Source organism: Caulobacter sp. AP07, from assembly GCF_000281955.1.
In the GTDB taxonomy this organism is placed as follows: Bacteria; Pseudomonadota; Alphaproteobacteria; order Caulobacterales; family Caulobacteraceae; genus Caulobacter.
This window is the reverse complement of sequence record NZ_AKKF01000203.1, coordinates 1-16530: the sequence shown is the minus strand read 5'-3', so window position 1 is coordinate 16530 and position 16530 is coordinate 1. Positions and strand designations below refer to the sequence as shown.

General features: G+C 70.9%; 17 protein-coding genes. 7 read left to right on the top strand and 10 right to left on the bottom strand.

Features of this window, described 5'->3' with window-relative positions:
* Position 1: 1 nt before the first annotated feature.
* A complete protein-coding gene (locus PMI01_RS17885) occupies positions 2–1141 on the bottom strand; it encodes a hypothetical protein (RefSeq protein WP_007672028.1) in 1140 nt (379 codons plus the stop codon).
* A gap of 75 nt (positions 1142–1216) precedes the next feature.
* Positions 1217–1687 carry a hypothetical protein gene (locus PMI01_RS17880; protein ID WP_007672026.1) on the bottom strand — a complete coding sequence of 157 codons (471 nt, stop codon included), beginning with the start codon at positions 1685–1687 and terminating at the stop codon, positions 1217–1219.
* 113 nt (positions 1688–1800) lie between these two features.
* Between PMI01_RS17880 and PMI01_RS17875 the strand changes: the two genes are divergently transcribed.
* The 4 genes from PMI01_RS17875 (at position 1801) to PMI01_RS17860 (ending at position 4759) form a co-directional block, all read left to right on the top strand.
* Positions 1801–2250, top strand: coding sequence for a DUF2214 family protein (locus PMI01_RS17875; protein WP_007672024.1), 450 nt, complete (start codon positions 1801–1803; stop codon positions 2248–2250).
* Between the two features lie 355 nt (positions 2251–2605).
* Positions 2606–3982 (top strand): hypothetical protein, encoded by a 1377-nt coding sequence (locus tag PMI01_RS26760; RefSeq protein WP_007672022.1) that lies wholly within the window; start codon positions 2606–2608, stop codon positions 3980–3982.
* Positions 3983–4042: 60 nt separating this feature from the next.
* Positions 4043–4351 (top strand): hypothetical protein, encoded by a 309-nt coding sequence (locus PMI01_RS17865; RefSeq protein WP_035036996.1) that lies wholly within the window; start codon positions 4043–4045, stop codon positions 4349–4351.
* 75 nt (positions 4352–4426) lie between these two features.
* On the top strand, positions 4427–4759 hold the full coding sequence (locus PMI01_RS17860; protein ID WP_007672016.1) for a hypothetical protein: 333 nt from the start codon (positions 4427–4429) through the stop codon (positions 4757–4759).
* Here the strand turns inward: PMI01_RS17860 and PMI01_RS17855 are convergent.
* The 8 genes from PMI01_RS17855 to PMI01_RS17820 form a co-directional block, all read right to left on the bottom strand.
* Complete coding sequence (locus PMI01_RS17855; RefSeq protein ID WP_007672014.1) at positions 4756–5847, bottom strand: DUF2336 domain-containing protein; 1092 nt, start codon at positions 5845–5847, stop codon at positions 4756–4758. The genes PMI01_RS17860 and PMI01_RS17855 overlap by 4 nt on opposite strands.
* Entirely contained in the window at positions 5844–6656 is an 813-nt protein-coding gene (locus tag PMI01_RS17850) for a hypothetical protein (protein ID WP_007672011.1), read from the bottom strand. Before PMI01_RS17850 ends, PMI01_RS17855 begins: the two co-directional genes overlap by 4 nt.
* A 91-nt stretch (positions 6657–6747) precedes the next feature.
* Complete coding sequence (locus PMI01_RS17845) at positions 6748–7506, bottom strand: ABC transporter permease (RefSeq protein ID WP_007672009.1); 759 nt, start codon at positions 7504–7506, stop codon at positions 6748–6750.
* Positions 7503–8297, bottom strand: a complete 795-nt coding sequence (locus PMI01_RS17840; RefSeq protein WP_007672007.1) for an ABC transporter ATP-binding protein — start codon at positions 8295–8297, stop codon at positions 7503–7505. Before PMI01_RS17840 ends, PMI01_RS17845 begins: the two co-directional genes overlap by 4 nt.
* Positions 8298–8358: 61 nt before the next feature.
* Positions 8359–9336, bottom strand: a complete 978-nt coding sequence (locus PMI01_RS17835) for an ABC transporter substrate-binding protein (protein ID WP_007672005.1) — start codon at positions 9334–9336, stop codon at positions 8359–8361.
* A 233-nt stretch (positions 9337–9569) separates the two neighbouring features.
* Positions 9570–11633: a hybrid sensor histidine kinase/response regulator gene (locus PMI01_RS17830; RefSeq protein WP_007672003.1), complete on the bottom strand. Its 2064-nt coding sequence runs from the start codon at positions 11631–11633 to the stop codon at positions 9570–9572.
* A gap of 109 nt (positions 11634–11742) precedes the next feature.
* Complete coding sequence (locus tag PMI01_RS17825; RefSeq protein WP_007672001.1) at positions 11743–13005, bottom strand: cation:proton antiporter; 1263 nt, start codon at positions 13003–13005, stop codon at positions 11743–11745.
* Between the two features lie 179 nt (positions 13006–13184).
* Entirely contained in the window at positions 13185–13496 is a 312-nt protein-coding gene (locus PMI01_RS17820; protein ID WP_007671999.1) for a polyhydroxyalkanoic acid system family protein, read from the bottom strand.
* A gap of 125 nt (positions 13497–13621) precedes the next feature.
* On the opposite strand from PMI01_RS17820, the gene didA reads away from it, so the two are divergent.
* From didA to PMI01_RS17805, 3 genes are all read left to right on the top strand, one after another.
* The gene (didA, locus tag PMI01_RS17815) at positions 13622–13840 is read left to right on the top strand and encodes a DNA damage-induced SOS-independent cell division inhibitor A (protein ID WP_007671997.1); all 219 of its coding nucleotides are present in this window, start codon (positions 13622–13624) and stop codon (positions 13838–13840) included.
* Between the two features lie 42 nt (positions 13841–13882).
* On the top strand, positions 13883–14896 hold the full coding sequence (gene dgcA, locus PMI01_RS17810; RefSeq protein WP_007671995.1) for an N-acetyl-D-Glu racemase DgcA: 1014 nt from the start codon (positions 13883–13885) through the stop codon (positions 14894–14896).
* 137 nt (positions 14897–15033) lie between these two features.
* Positions 15034–16335 (top strand): dicarboxylate/amino acid:cation symporter, encoded by a 1302-nt coding sequence (locus tag PMI01_RS17805; protein ID WP_007671992.1) that lies wholly within the window; start codon positions 15034–15036, stop codon positions 16333–16335.
* The last annotated feature ends 195 nt before the right edge of the window (positions 16336–16530 follow it).

Here is a 16530-nt window from a genome sequence, read left to right as displayed (position 1 = left end):
CCTATCGCCCGGCCAGGCGTAACGGCGGATCCTGGGGGCGGCCGCCGAGCCAGTAGTCCTCGGAACCAGGACCCGTGCCGACCCAGGCGATCACCTGCTCGACCGGGATCGGCGTATCGGGAAAGATCCTGAGTTGGGTGACCAGGTCGCTTGGCCGAATCTTGCCGTCGATGATCGGTAGCAGCCGCACCGCCGCGCCATGCTCGTCGAAGGAAAGGCTGTCAGGCGTTGCCGGATCGGCCGCTAGAGCCAGGAAGAGTTGGGTCTGGGGTGTTGGATGACACCGCGCCGGTCCCGCCAGACCAGGAAAGCTGAAAGCCTCGCGGACGTGGTCGTCCAGGGCCTTGAGCTTGCCGCCGCCGACCAGTCGGGGCTTGCAGTTGCTGGCGTCGTAGATCGCCGCATCCATGAAGCGGGGAAAGAGGTCGCTCGGTGCGACCGTGAGGCGGACGTCGGTTTCGCCGCGCTTCAGCCGGCGCAATCGATCGACCAGCAGGTCCTTGTCCGCGCCGTTTCGCAGAACCGCCTCCCAGTGCTGGACATGCCCTTCGGCGTCGCGAAAGACGACATAGTCGAGATCAGGATCGAGAACGGCATAGCTGATGCGCCCGTCGCTGACCCGGGGCCGGTCGAAGGGCGCTTCGATGTCGAGGTCGCGATCGACCAGCCAGCCGCGATGCAGGAACGAGAAGCCTGCGTGCAGCTTGGCGGCGCGCTTGGCGTCGGCGTCGAACATCATGCCCCACAGGTCGGGCCGGGTCTTGCGCATGAAATCGGGGTCGAGCGGATAGTGATAGCCCAGAATGGCCGGAAAGCTGGAGGGCGGCGCGCCCTTGAGCGGTTCGAGGGTCTCGAAACTGTAGCGACGACTGCGCTCGCGGGGCCCGCAGACGTCGGCGTTCGGCCATTCAGCGGGAAAGACGTCGCGGAAGAACAGGGCCAGGCGGACGAGCACGCAGGGCGGCGTCCAGGCACGATGCGGGCGGACCACGGCCACCGTCGCAGCTTCCTTGTATTCGGCGACCCCGGCGGGGACGATGACCTCGTCATAGGTGGGGATCTGGAGCGGCATCATCGCCTCGGCTTGGCCGGCGAATAGGCTCATCGCGGCCGCGGCCAGCACGATCGCCAGGAGTTTCATCGATCGCCCCGCCTCAGACTGTGTCCAAGGTTAGTCTACGTTTGTAATTTTTTATGGCAAGCGACTTGCCTCGTCCTAGCCCGGGAACTTCAGCAGGTTCGGCCGGGGGATCGCGGCCCTGAACGTCCCGCGGGTCTTGGCGGTGTCGAGGCCGAAATCGGCCCAGGCTTTCAGGAAGCCGGCGGCGGGCGTCGTTTCGGCCAGCGGCGCCAGGGTCAGCAGCGGCCGGGCGGCCAGCAGCCGGCGCGCCGTCGCCCAGGCCTCGGGTTCGGCCAGGGCGTAGGCGCCGTCGCTGGCCACCAGTTCGGCGGCTAGAGCCGGGTCGGCGAAGCGCAGGGTCACGGCCGCGTCGGGCGACAGGTCGCCCAGGGCCGTCAGGGCGTCGACCAGGCCGGCCAGCACCATGCGCGGGCCGCTGACCCGGCGCTCGCCACCGGCCGCGCCGGCCAGGGTTCCGTCGGCGTCGCGGCGCACACGGGCCCAGCCGCCATAGCCGGGGTCGGGCTTGCAGAGGGCGGCGGTCCACAGGTCGATCTTGGCGGTCATGGTCCCTGTCTAGGCCAGGGGTTTGGAGGTGGCCAGAGGGGCGCGTGACGAACGCCGTTCGGCGAGGCATCTTCCGCTCGGCGCGCGCCGCGCCCGCTGAGTCGGAGCCCGTCATGCTGGATCTCGTCCTCGCCATCCTGCACCACCTGCTGGTCTTTTCGCTGGCCGGGCTGCTGGCGGCCGAGCTGGCCCTGGTCCGACCGGGCGTCGGCGGGGCGGCGCTCAAGACCCTGGGCGGGCTGGACGCCGGCTACGGGGCGACGGCGGGGCTGATCCTGGTGGTCGGGTTCGCGCGGGTGTTCTTCGGCGGCAAGGGGGCGGCCTTCTACCTGGGAAATCCGGTGTTCTGGGCCAAGATCGGCGCCTTCGCGGTGGTCGGCCTGCTGTCGATCGCGCCGACGGTCCTGATCCTGCGCTGGCGCAAGCGGGCCAAGGCCGAGGCGGACTTCACGCCGCCGGCCGGGGAGGTGGCGGCGGCCCGCCGGGTGCTGTTGCTGGAGGTCCTGGTCTTCGCCCTGATCCCGGCCCTGGCCGCCGCCATGGCGCGCGGCTACGGCCTCTAGGCGCCGCGAAACCGGAACTCGGCCGGGATCGGGGCGGAACGAAAAGTAAACCCGATCTTAAAAACCATGGTTAACGTCATTTTCACTTCGGTGAACAATGTTCTAATTTCGGCCTGCGCGCCGGCTTTCTCATCAAGATGCAGTAAGCAAGAAGTGTGCCATATCGGGGCAAAAACCCTGTTTTCGTGGTCATTTGGGAACGAAGTGTAAACACACACGAAATATTTATGGTTAACGCCACCTTAGGGTCTGTTAACGACTTGTTAAACGCGTTGGCTCCGGCTTTGCTATTCGAGCGTTGAACCCTTGCCGGGCGTCCCGGCATGGGACGTTCCGTGTCCGGAGTGTGGCAGCGATGTTCGAGTTCGGTCGTGACCTGAAAAGACTCTTCGGAGTCGACGCCGGGGCCCCCGCCAGGGCCGCCGCGCATAGAGACGGACTGACCGGCGGCGACACCTCGCTGCTGGAACTGCTGGACCTGCGCCTGCTGGTCAATGAAGCCCGTTCGGCCGACGTCGCCGCCGGGCGCATCGGGGCCAAGGATCGCGGTCGCCGCCTGCTGGAGGCCGCCGTGGTCTGGCGCGAACTGGCCCGCCGCTCCGGCGACGCCGCCGCCCTGCGCAAGGGCGCGGCCCAGGCCGAGGCCGCCGCCAAGATCTTCGAGACCGAACGCCGCGTCGAATGCCTGGCCGCCGCCCGCTGCGAGCAGGCCACCCTGGCGGTGCTGGGCGCCGACCTGTTCGGCGACGAGGGGCTGCACGCCGCCGCCGGCGCCACCCTGACCCTGGCCAAGACCGCGCCGGGCCAGCGCTGCGCCATGGCCGAGGCCCTGCTGGCCGGGCTGGAAGGCCGCGTCGCCCTGGGCGAGAACAACCTCGACCGCGCCCTGGCCGCCGCCCAGGCCTTTGAATCGCCCCTGCGCGGCCTGGCCGCCGCCCGTCGCGTCAAGGGCGGCGCCTCGCGCCTGCTGCTGGCCGACCAGCGCGCCGCCCGCGTCGAGCTGCTGCTGTCCTGCGCCGCCCGCCTCAAGGACCGCGCCCTGACCGAGGTCGCCCTCGAAGAGGCCAAGACCGCCGAGGCGGCGCTGGATCCCGATTTCGAACCCCTGGCCTGGTCGCGGCTGGAGTCCCTGCGCGGCGCGGCCCTGGTGCAGCTGGGCGAGCTGGACGGCGAGATCAACCACATCGCCGACGGCGTCGAGGCCCTGGCCGCGGCGCTGGAGCCGGTCACCGCCGATCACAGCCCGATGGACTGGGCCCGCGCCCAGGCGGCGCTCGGGGCCGGCCTGCAGGCCATGGGCGAGGCGACGACCTCGGAGCGCTGCTTCGAGCGGGCGGTCACCTGCTACGACCGCGCCTCGCACATCCTCAAGACCCAGCCGGCCCTGGCCCTGCGCGCCGTGGTCGCCAACAACCGCGCCCTCAGCCTGGCCCGCTGCGCCGAGCTGACCGCCGACCTGGCGGTGCTGGACGCCGCCGAGATGGCCTTCAAGGCCGAGCTGGCCTCGGCCCCAGGCGCCCGCGATCCGGCCGCCTGGGCGGTGGTGCAGATGAACCTGGCCCGCCTCTATGAGGCCCGGGTCGAGATCACCGGCCGCGACGACGGCCGTTTGGATAGGGCTGCGATGGCCCTGGCCAGCGCCTTCGACGTGTTCGCCGAACTGGGCCTGCGGTCGCTGACCGACCTGGCGGCCCAGGGGTTGCAGCGCGTCAAACAGGCGCACCACGCCTGACCCAGAATGAAACTGGCCGACCCCGGAAGGGGCCAGGCCCAAGACAGTAGGGAAGATTTCGTGATTGCTTCGTTGCTCGCCGCCGCCGCCGTTTCGCTCGTTCCCGCGCCCAGCCAGCAGGCTCAGCCGGCCATGACGCAGATCAAGGACACGACGCCGCAAATCGCCGAAGCGATCCTCAGCTGCATGGTCAAGCGCGACGGCGGCCTGACCGCCTGTTCGGTGCAAAGCGAGACCCCGGCCGAGCTGGGCGTCGGCCAGGCGGCCCTGTCGATGGCCTCGCAGTTCCAGGTCGACCTGATGGGCCCCGACGGCAAGAGCCGCGCCGGTTCGTTCATCGACGTGCCGGTCCGCATCCGCATCCGTTGAACCAGCTCGACCCTGGCTCGACCTTCGCGGCGACAAGGCCTAGCCTTGTCGCCGCGACGCGTTTTCGGGGACGGCATGGACCAGGGTTTCAGCGGCGAAGACCTCTCGCGGGTGATCTACCTGCTGCTCTATCTGCTCGTCGCCGTCATCGGCCTGCGCGGCATGTCCCGACGTGGCCGCCGAGTCGGCGGCGAACCGGCGCCGGTCCGGTCTGGCGTGCGGGGCTGGATGGACGCCCATCCCTGGGCGGTCGGCGGCGCGGTCTGGGCGTTCATCATCTGGGGCCTGCTGGCCGCGCGCCTGTGGTGGCTGGGCCAGCCCGGTCCGGCCTGGATGACCTTGCCGCTGACGGTGCTGGGCGGCCTGGGTTTCGGCTGGGTCCTGTCGCGGTTCGGTCGTCCGCGCTAGGCGGCCGCCATGTCGCCCGTGGTGCGGCGCATGCGCCAGAAGCGGAGGGTGCGCAGGGCGGCGTCGCGGGGCAGGGCGGCGTAGAGTTCGCCATAACTCTTGGCCTTGCCCATGGCGTTGTCGTTGGGGTCGAGGATCAGCAGGGCGAAGGTCAGGAACAGGGCGCGGTCGAAGTCGGCGGCCCGGCAGACCACCGCCAAGGCGTCGATCTCGCGGCGCTCGATGATCTTGCGGGCCGTGTGGAAGTCGACATCGGCCAGTTCGGCCAGGGCCACCAGGAACTGGGTGGTCTTGTTGGCGCGCAGCATCGAGACCAGGGCCTGGGGCGTGACCGCGCCGCGGGTCTTCATCGCCACGACCGCCGCGACCGCCGCGTCGTAGTCCGGAGGCAGGGCGCCGTCGCGGGCGGCGACGCGGTTGCGGCCGGCCTTCAGGGCCGCTTCCAGGGTGGCCGGATCGACATGGGCGTTGCGCTCCATGATCCGGTCGCGCAGCCGCGCCTCGGCCACGAAGTACATCTCGTTGAGCAGGTCGATGGGCAGGGCCTGGCGGTCGATCACCGCCTCGTGCAGCTCGGGATTGGCCGCGGCGCGATCCACCGCCGCCTCGTGGGCTTCGCGCGACAGCACCGCGCCCTCGTTGCGCAGCAGCACGCCCAGGGTGGTGTCGTCGCCGCGTTCGACGATGGCGTCCGAGACGATGGCGGGCACGGTCGGCCGTTGCGAGATGGCGCGCAGGTGGTCCTGGCCCTGGGTGCGGGCCACGTGCAGCAGGTCGGCTTCGCTGAGCTGCGGCGCGCCCTGCAGGATCGGGCGGGCGACGGCGATGCTGTCGCTGGCCAGGGCGCGGGTCAGGGCGGGCGGCGCGTTGGCGGTCGCGCCCAGCCGCTCGGCCAGCTCGATCCTGACGGCCTCTTCCATCTCGCCGGCCAGCTGGCCCAGGACGTCGTCGAACAGGCCCATCTCGACGTCGCCGTGGTTTTCGCCGGCGAAGAACAGGTCGGTGACGCCACGCAGCAGCTCGCGCCGACGCGAGCTTGAAGGCTCATCGGCCAGGGCGATGAGGTCGTGAAGACGCGATTGGATCAAAGGGCCTGGTCCCGGGTCTTGGCGCGGCGGGCCGCGCTGCTGTCGTCGTCGTCGCTGTCGCCGTTCACGCCGGCCGCCAGCCAATCGGCCGAGCCGTGCTGGGGGACGGCGTCCTTGGCTTCCGGCGGCGGCTCGCCGGCGGTGATCAGCACGCGGGTGTCGGGACCCGCGGGCGGGATGACGTCGGGCGTCAGGCCATACTCACGGCCGACCGAATAGAACCGCGCGCCGGCCGCGCCGGTGTTGACGGCGGCGACCTGCCGAGGCTGGGGCGGCGGCGTCGCCGCGACGGGCTGGCGAACAGCCGGCTGGGCCTGGAGGGGGGCGGGCGCCGGTGCGTTGGTCGAAGGGGCGGCCGCGACGCGGGAGCTGCGGTAGTTGGACCAGTCGACGGTCGGCGCCGGGGTGTTGGCCGCCGGCGACGGCCGGGTTGCGACCGGTTGCGGCGCGGTCGGCTGGGCGGCGCGCGGTGCGGCGTACAGGCTGGTCGGCGGGGCGGCCGACAGGGGCGGCGACGCGTAGGCGGACGGGGCGGGCGTGGCCTGATAGCCGGCCCAACCGGCGATCGGCGTCGGTCGCGTCGGCGCTGAGGCTTGCGGTTCGGGAAGGACGGGCGAGGCCTGTCGCTTGCCGGCCCAGCCCAGCATGGGGCCGTCGTAGCGGACGGTCGCCGCCGCGACGGCGACGGCCGCCTGGCGCGGGGTGGTCGGACCGTAGCGGCTTTCGCGCGGGCCCCGAGCGCGCGAGTCCTCGGCGTGCGCCTGGGCGGCGACGCTGATCAGCACGGCAAGGACGACGGCGAGACGCATGAACCGATCCGGAAGAGAGCGGGGTCCCTCGATTCATACGCAAGTCCGCTTAACCTTGGCCTAACGCGACACGACTTCAGGAGGCCAAGGCCTATCGCCCGCGCCACCAGGCCAGCAGGCGGCGCTCGGCCAGGGTCATGAGCGCGTGCAGGGCCACGCCCAGGATCGCCAGCATGGCCAGGGCGGCGAACACCCGCGCGGTCTGCAGGCGGGTGGACGATTCCAGGATCCGCCAGGCCAGGCCCTGGCTGCCGCCCGAACCGGCCACGAACTCGGCGACCACCGCCCCGACCACCGCCAGGCCGGCCGCCACCTTGTGGCCCTCCAGCAGGGCGGGGACGGCCGAGGGCAGGCGCAGCCGCCACAGGCGCTGGACCCGGCGCGCGCCATAGAGGTCGAACAGTCGGGCCAGGTCGGGATCCACCGCCTTGAGGCCGGTCAGGGCCCCCGAGAAGATCGGGAAGAAGGCGGCGACGGCGGCCAGGGCGACCACCGCCCGCTGCGGATGCTCGATGCCGGCCCAGATGGTCATCAGCGGTCCGATGGCCACCAGGGGCGTGACCTGCAGGGTGACGGCCACCGGCCGCACGGCGTCCTCCAGCGTGGGATTGAGGCTGACCAGCAGGGCCAGGCCGCAGGCGGTCAGGCTGGCGGCGGCCAGGCCGATCAGGGCGGTCGACAGGGTGTTCCAGGCGCTGGCCAGCAGCACCGGCCAGCCCTGGGCCAGGGCGACGCCGATCGCCGAGGGCGTGGGCAGCAGATAGACCGGCACGCCCAGCACGCGGCAAGCCAGCTCCCAGGCGCCCAGCAGCAGGACGATGAGGATGAAGGGGGCAAGGAGGCGGGTCATGCCGCCGCCCTTCCGCCGCTGCTGGCCAGCACCCGCGACACCGCCTCCGCCGTCTCGCGGAACGCGGCCGTGGCGCGGAAACCCGGCGGGCGCACCGTGGGGCCGTCCACGATGATCTCGCCGGCGATGCGAGCGGGACCGGGGCTCATCACCACCACGCGCCCCGCCATGTAGACGGCCTCCTCGACATTATGGGTGACGAAGACCACGGCCGGCGACAACTCGCCGACCAGGGCCAGGACGTCGTCGGCCAGGGCCCGGCGGGTGATCTCGTCCAGGGCCGCGAACGGCTCGTCCAGCAGCAGCAGGCGGGGGCGGGTGACCAGGGCGCGGGCCAGCGAGGCGCGCATGGCCATGCCGCCGGAGAGCTGGGCGGGGCGGGCGGCTTCGGCGCCGGCCAGCCCGACCTTGCCCAGCGCTTCGATCGCCTGGGCGCGAGCCTCCCGCGCGGGCGTTCCGGCCAGCTCCAGCGGCAGGGCGACATTGGCCGCCGCGCTCATCCACGGCGCCAGGGTCGGGGCCTGGAACACCACCGAGGTCTCGCCCCGGCCGGCGGCGCGGGTCACGGTTCCACGGGTCGGCGGCTCCAGCCCGGCCAGCAGCCGCAGGGCCGTGGACTTGCCGCAGCCGGAGGGGCCGACCAGGGCGACGATCTCGCCGGAGTCCAGCGACAGGTCGATGGGGCCGAGCGCCCGGCCGCGACCGGGGTAGTCGACCTCGACCTGGTTCAGAGAGGCGATCAAGGAAACCCCCTCAGTCGCTCCGCGACAGCTCCCCCAGAGGGGGAGCATCTACAAATCCTCCCCCCTTGGGGGAGGTGGCCCAGAGGGCCGGAGGGGGGCTTCACCGCCCTCACTTCGGCAGGAAGTCCAGCGAGTAGGCGCTCTTGTAGTCCATGTTCCTGGGGTAGACGCCCTGTTCGGAGGCCACCTTGAAGAACTCGGCCCAGCGGGCGTCGGTCATGTCGCCGACCTTGACGCGCGGGACGATGCCGTAGGACCGCATCTTCTCGCGGGCCTGGTCGAGCAGGTCCTGGGTCATCTCCGGATTGTCCTTGCGGATCAGGGCGTCGCCGGGGGCCGGGTCGCCGTAGAGGTAGGAGGTCCAGCCGGCCGCCGTGGCCTCGACGAAGGCCTTCACCGCCGCCGGGTTCTTGGCCAGCAGGGCGTCGGGGACCAGGGCGAACGAGGCGTAGGCCGGGTAGCCGTCGTCGGCCAGCAGGAACACCGCCGGCTTCATCCCCGCCTCTTTCTCGATCAGATAGGGCTCGGAGGTGGCGTAGCCCTGCTGAATCACCCGCTTGTCGGCCAGGAACGGGGCGGTCGAGTAGTTGTACTTGCGCACCTGGTCGTCGGTGAAGCCGTGCTTGGCCTTCAGCCAGACCCAGAAGGCGGTGACCGAGGCGTCCGACAGCAGGATCGGGCGGCCCTTCATGTCGGCGATGCTTTCGACGCCCTGGCCCGGGTGGGCGATCAGCACCTGCGGGTCCTTGTCCATGAAGGCGGCGACGGCTTTGACCGGGATCTTCTCCTTGGCCAGGTTCAGCACGATGAAGCTGTTGGAGCCGACCCCGACATCGACCGCGCCGGTGGCCAGCAGCTGGGGCACGTTCACGCCGGGGCCGCCCTGGATCAGGGTGACGTCGAGGCCGCGCTTCTTGTACTCGCCGGTGGCCAGGGCCTGGTAGTAGCCGCCCAGCTCGGCCTGCGCCTTCCAGTCGGTGGCCAGCTTCAGGGCCGTGCGGCCAGGCGCCTCGACCGGCGTCTTGGCCGGCGAGCAGGCGGCCACCACGGCGCAGAGGGCCAGGGCGGCCAGGCGCATGAGCTTCATCATCGTCTCCCCGAATAGCGGGGGGAGGTTAGTGGGCGAGGGCAGGGGAGGGAAGCCCAGTTCCTGCCGCGTGAGGGAGGCTTGAGGCGCCGAACTCACCGCGCACTTGCCCCCACCTGACCGCTTCGCGGTCTGTCCGCCCCCATAGGGGGCGGAGCCCCGCGCACAGAACTCTTCCCCCTCTGGGGGAAGACGGCCGAAGGCCCGTAGGGGGCAAGTGTTCGCGGTCTAGCCTACTTCCGCGCCAGCCAGCGGCTGACCTTGGCGTAGAGCACCTCCCGCTGCACCGGCTTGGCCACGTGGTCGACCATGCCGGCGGCGTAGCAGCGCTCGACCTGCTGGGGCAGGGCGTCGGCGCTCATGGCGATGATCGGGATCTGGCCGGCCCCGTTTCCGAAGGCCCGGATGGCCCGGGTGGCGGCCAGGCCGTCCATCTCCGGCATGTGGATGTCCATCAGGATGATGTCGAAGCCGCCGCGGCTGGCCATCTCGACCGCCTGGCGGCCGTTCTCGGCGGTCTCGACCCGGCAGCCGACCAGGGTCAGCAGCGCCATGCCGATCTCGCGGTTCATCGGATGGTCGTCGACCAGCAGGATGCGCGCCGCGCCCGGCTCGGCGGCCGGCCTGGGTTCGCCGGTGTCATAGGCCTCGACCTGGGGCGCGCCCAGTTCGATCCAGAAGGCCGAGCCGTGGCCCAGGGCGCTGTCGACGCCGATCCTGCCGCCCATCAGGTCGACCAGCGCCTTGCTGATCGCCAGCCCCAGGCCGGCGCCGCCATGGGGACGGCTGGCCGAGCCCTCGACCTGGCTGAAGCGCTGGAACAGCCGGGCCTGCCGCTCGACGGCGATGCCGAGCCCGGTGTCGATGATCTCGAACCGCAGGCGATCCTCGATGTCGCCGGGCTCGACGGTCAGGCAGGCGCGGATTCGCCCGACCTCGGTGAACTTCACGGCGTTGCCCAGCAGGTTCAGCAGCACCTGGCGCAGCCGCAGGCCGTCCAGGTCGTGCAGCCCGCCGGTCGGGTCGTTGACCTCGACCTCGATCGTCAGGCTCCGGGCCTGCGCCTCGGAGTGGATGATGCCGACCGCGTCGTGCAGCACCGCCGCCGCCGAGGTCGGCTGGAACAGCAGCTCGACCTGGCCGGCCTCGACCCGCGAGAAGTCGAGGATGTCGTTGACCACGGTCAGCAACGCCTTGCCGGCGGTGTCGATCAGGCCCAGCTGCCGGCGGGCGTCGGGCGGCAGGTCCGTGCGTTCGACCAGAAGTTGGGAGAAGCCGAGCACGCTGTTCAGCGGCGTGCGGATCTCATGGCTCATGGTGGCCAGGAACTCGGTCTTGGCCTCGCTGGCGGCCAGGGCGCGGGCCCGGGCGGCGCGGCTCAGCTGCTCGCGGCGCACCAGCAGGCGGCGCAGCCGCTCCTGCTGGGCCAGGGCCAGGCCGGCCGCCAGGGTGGTGACGAACAGCACACCGACGAAGCTCTGGACGATCCGGTTCTGCTGGGCCTGCGGCCAGTTGGTGTCGATCTGGTCGGTCCACAGGCCCTGCACCGTCAGCGGGATGGCGACGCAGGCGACGATCAACGTGGCCTGGGCCGCGCCGCGCGGACCCAGCCGGAAGGTCGTCAGCAGGGCGGCGGGAAACAGCAGGAAGGGCAGGGGCACGCCCTTGGCGTAGAAGACGATCGTCGTCAGCGCCGCGATCAGGGCGTACAGGCTGAGCCGTTCGCTCAGCTTGCGCTGAAAGGCGCGGCGGTGCTCGCCGTCCAGCAGCACCAGCACGGCGGGCAGCACGATCGACATGCCCAGCACGCCGCACAGGAACCAGTCGGCCAGCACCGTCACGAAGGTCTGGCCATAGGCCAGGGCCAGCACCGCCGCGCAGGCCAGGGCCATCACGAAGGTGACCGGCGCGGTCAGGGTGGTCAGCAGGGCCAGCTGCCGCATGGTCCGCACGCGCGGGGGCCCGCCGAAGAAGCGCCGGGTCACGCCCCAGACCAGGAAGGCCTCGCCGATATCGACGGTGGTGTAGAGGACGACGCGGCCGAGGCTGTCGCCGACCAGCAGGTCGATCGTCACGTGGGTCAGCACGGCCACGAAGGTCAGGGCGATGCGGCGGGGGCGGTCCAGCACCAGCAGGCCGGCCGCCAGCAGGGCGTTCGACGGCCACAGGGTGGCGATGCCGTCGGCGTTGCGGGTCAGGAAATCGCTGAACGCCTGGCTGGCCACCAGCGACACGGCCAGAACGATCAGGAGCCTGTCCTGTCGCCGTTGCTCCTGATGGGCGACGTTGGCCTGCATGCTAATCCCGTTCCCCGGACGGGTGGAATACGCGGAACTATCGAGTTGAGTTTCTTCGGTATTCAACGCTGTGACGCTTTGCCGCATCCTTAAGCCGAGAGCAATCACGTCAGGGTTGCGATTTGTCCCTGAAGGCGTCGGGCCGGCTTCTCCAGGCGTCGATTCTGGCCATCAGGGGCGTGGCGGTCACGCCATGGACCAGGATCGAGCACAGCACGACGAAGCCGGTGATCGCCCACAGCCGGACCCAGTTGTGGAAGTCTCCGTGATTGAGGCCATAGGCCAGGTAGTAGAACGAGCCGATCCCGCGGATGCCGAAGAAGGCCACCAGCGCCCGCTCGCGCCGGGAGTGGGGCGCGCCGATCAGGCCGATCCAGCCGGCCAGCGGCCGGATGACGAAAACCAGGGCGAGCCCGAAGGCGACCTCCTTCCAGGTCAGGGAGTCCAGCAGGCCGCCGGCCACCGCCCCGCCCAGCAGCACCAGGACCAGCATCATCAGCAGCCGTTCCACCTGTTCGGCGAAATCGTGCATGGCCTCGTGGAAGGCGTGGTCGCGCTCGGTCTCGCGCAGGGCCAGGGCCGAGACGAACACCGCCAGGAAGCCGTAACCGTGGGCGGCCTCGGCGACGCCATAGGCCACCAGGGTCGCCCCCAGCGCCACCAGGCCGTCGCCGGTGCCTGATATCCGGGCGTGCGGGGCCTTGAAGGTCGCCCAGCCCAGGGCCCGGCCGACCGTCCAGCCGACCCCGATCCCGGCCGCCACCCGCCACAGCACGTCGACGCCCAGCCAGTGGGTCAGCAGGCCGCCGTTCGCCGTCCCGCCGGCTAGGGCGACGGCCACGGCCAGGTGGACGAAGGGGAAGGCGAAGCCGTCGTTCAGCCCCGCTTCGGCGGTCAGGGCGAACCGCGTCTCGCCCCGGTCGCCGGCCCGTGGCGGACCGACCTGGACGTCCGAGGCCAGCACCGGGTCGGTGGGGGCCAGGGCCGCGCCCAGCAGCAGGGCCGACGCCAGGCCCAGGCCCAGGCCGTGCACGCCCATCAGGGTCACGGCCAGGATGCTCAGCGGCATGGTGACGGCGATCAGCCGCCAGGCCGAGCTCCAGCGCCGCCAGCCCAGCGGCCGGTCGATCTTCAGCCCCGCCCCCATCAGCGAGACGATGACCACGATCTCGGTCAGGCGCTCGGTGAGGGTGGAGAACCGCAGGGGGTTGGGTCTGAAGGACAGGGCGCCGCCGTGGAACGCCACCACGCCGATCAGCACGCAGAGAATGGCCAGCGACAGCGGCAACCGGCTCAAGGCCATCGGCAGCCAGGCCACCAGCAGCACGACCACGCCCAGGCCGAGCAGGAAGAGCAGGTAGGGATCGAACATCCCCTCCCTAACGCGTGACGGCCGGCAAGGACCCCGAAAGGACGTGCGAAAGGGGGGGGAGCGAACCGCCCACCCACGTTCGTCATCCCCCGACTTGTTCGGGGGACCTAAGCCGCGTTGGCCAGCTCAGCTTGGGTCTCCGCATAAAGGGGGATGACGACCTTTGTGGAACTGGCCGCCTACTTCTTCTCCAGCAGCAGCGTGCCCTGCTTCTTGACCTGGCCGGTGATCTTGCGGGCGATCATGCCCAGCAGGCCGGGCAGGACGAGGTCCATGCGCACCGACTGGTCCAGCACGAACAGGGCGCCGGAGATCGTCTGGCCCATGGCCTTGGCCGAGAAGTTCAGGACGTCGCCGTTCCAGCTCTTCTCGACGTCCTTGATGACACCGCCCGCCTGGCCGATCAGCTGGCCGAACCCTTCCTCGATGCGGCGGCGCGCCTCGGCGGCGCCCAGCTGGTGGGGAATGGTGATGGTGATCGGCTGGCTCATGCGTGTGGGGCTCCGGATGCGGGGCGAACGCCCCACGGCGATATATGGGTGCGAAGCGGCGACATCCATACGTCCGGACTTGACGTAGGTGGGGGCGATGGTCGGGGCGTCCACGGAGGAAGCCCATGACCGACATCGCCATGTCCAGCCTGTTCCAAGCCTCGCCCCGCCCGGTCGCGCGGCGCATGGCCCGTCCCGGCCGTCCCACCGGCCTGCTCGGCGCGGTGAACTACGGCGGCGTGCTGCTGGTCTGGCTGGCCCTGCTGGTCGTGCGTCCGAACCTGGCCCTGCGGGTGTTCCGCGAACGCCGCGCCGACTCGCCGATCCGGCGTTTCCGGCGCTGATCAGGTCTCGCCAAAACGCTTGATCGGTGAGATGGGCTTGGCATGCGCCGCACCGTCTCGATCGCCCATGTCAGCCATCGCCTGAAGGCTCCGTTCCGCATCTCGCGCGGGGTCAAGACCGCCGCCGAGGTGGTGGTGGTCGAGATCGTCGAGGACGGCCTGATCGGCCGCGGCGAGAGCGTGCCCTACGCCCGCTACGACGAGACCGTCGACAGCGTGGTCGCCCAGCTCCAGCCCGCCGCCCAGGCCCTGCGCGACGGGGCGACGCCGCACGAGGCCCTGGCCCTGCTGCCGGCCGGCGCGGCCCGCAACGCCCTGGACTGCGCCCTCTGGGACCTGCGGGCCCGGCGCGAGGGCCTGAGCGTCGAGGCCCTGACCGCCCTGCCGGTTCCCGACACCTTGATCACCGCCGTGACCGTCAGCCTGGACACGCCCGAGGCCATGGCCGCCGCGGCCCTGGCCGTGGCCGCCGCGCCGCTGATCAAGGTCAAGCTGTCGGCCGACGACCCCGCCGTCCGGCTGCTGGCCGTGGCCAAGGCCGCGCCCCACGCCCGGCTGATCGTCGACCCCAACGAGGGCTGGGACTTCGCCATCCTCGACGGGCTGAAGCCGATCCTGTCGGACCTGAACATCGCCCTGGTCGAGCAGCCCCTGCCGGCCGGCGAGGACAGGGCGCTCGAGGGTTACGACCCGCCCTATCCGATCTGCGCCGACGAGTCGGTGCACGTGGCGCAGGACCTGGCGGCCCTGCGCGGCCGCTACCGCGCCGTGAACCTCAAGCTCGACAAGGCCGGGGGGCTCAGCGAGGCCTTGCTGATGCTGGAGGAGGCCCGCAACCACGGCTTCACCCTGATGGTCGGCTGCATGGTCGCCTCGTCCCTGGCCATCGCTCCGGCGCTGCACCTGGCGGGGTCCTGCGCCTTCGCCGATCTGGACGGGCCGTGGTGGCTGGCGGCGGACCACCCGGGCGGCGCGCGGGTGGCGGACGGGCGGATGACCCGGCCGGCGCCGGGGTTCTGGGGGGATGGGATCACGGCGACGGGGCTGTGGCTCTAGCCCTCTGCCTTGGCGCGTTTTCTTCACGCGAACCGGTAGCCACTTCGCTTGAAAACGCTCTGGCGGCGGCATGACGGCGCCTTGACCTCGGCGCCGTCTGGGCATGCTCTGGACGGCATCGACACCGGAACCGCCGCATGACCGAGATCGTCGCCGACACCCTGCCGCGCGAAGAGACGCGAGGGCCCAAGGGCCCGCTGGACTTCTGGTTCGGGATCCCGCTGTGGCGGCGGATCCTGGCCGCCCTCGTGCTGGGCGCCGTGGTCGGCTACTTCTGGGGCGAGGGGGCGACCAGCATCAAGTGGATCGGCGACGTCTTCGTGCGGCTGATCCGGATGATCGTCGCGCCGCTGGTGTTCATGATCATCGCCTCGGGCGTGGCCCAGCTGGGCGACGCCCGGCGGCTGGGCAGCATCGGCGTCAAGACCATCGCCATGTACGTGCTGACCACCCTGGTGGCGGTGAGCATCGGCCTGACCCTGGCGACGCTGATGGCCCCGGGGATCGGCGCCGACCTGCAGAACGTCGCCCCCCAGGCGGTCAATCCGCCCAAGGCGGTGGGCGAGCTGTTCATCGGCATCGTGCCGCTGAACCCGATCAAGGCCATCGCCGAGGGCGAGACCCTGGCGATCATCTTCTTCGCCATGCTGGTCGGGGCCGGGGTGATCGTCGCCGGCAAGGACGGCGAGCCGGTGGCCAAGCTGCTGGCCTCGGGCACCGAGGTCATGCTGCGCATCGTCGGCTTCGTCATGGAGGTCGCCCCGTTCGGGGTGTTCGCCCTGATCGCGGTGGTGATGGGGACCAACGGTCCGGCCACCTTCGTCAATGTCGCCCAGCTGGCGGTCTGCGTTCTGATCGGGGCGATCATCCAGACCCTGGTCACCCATGGCCTGGTGGTGCGGCTGCTGGCCTGGCTGCCGCTGGTCCCGTTCTATCGCGGCTGCATGGACGCCATTCTGGTGGGGTTCTCCACCTCGTCCAGCTCGGCGACCCTGCCCGTGGCCATTCGGGTGGCCGAGGAGAACCTGGGCATCAAGCCGTCGATCTCGTCGACCGTCCTGCCCCTGGGGGCGACCATCGGCATGGACGGCACGGCGATGTACGTGGCCATGCTGACCATGTTCGCCGCCCAGGCGTTCGGCGTGCCGCTGACCCTGACCGACTACCTGCTGGTCGCCCTGACCACCACCATCGTCGCCATGGGCGTGGCGCCGGTGCCCTCGGGCTCGCTGTTCGTGCTGGCCGCAGTGCTGGCCTCGATCGGCATCGGGGCCGAACAGACGGCGATCATCGTCGGCTTCATCCTGCCCTTCGACCGCATCCTCGACATGATCCGCACGGTGCCCAACGTCACCTGCGACCTGTCGATCGCCACGGCCGTCGCGCGGTGGGAAAAGGAGATCGACGTGCCGACCTACCTGTCGAAGAAGGACGTCTGAGGGGATCTCGCGGGAGGTCGGGCGGGCCCCGACATCCATCGGTTTCGTTGTGCAGGTGATGTAAAATCATGGAACAGGCGACGCCCGCCGTTCTCCCGCCGTCCGAACCGGTCTAGTCATCGCCGGCGCTCCCCACGCGAGGACTTCCATGCCCTTCGACCAGCCCCCTCCCGTCGAACAGGTGATCGTCACCGC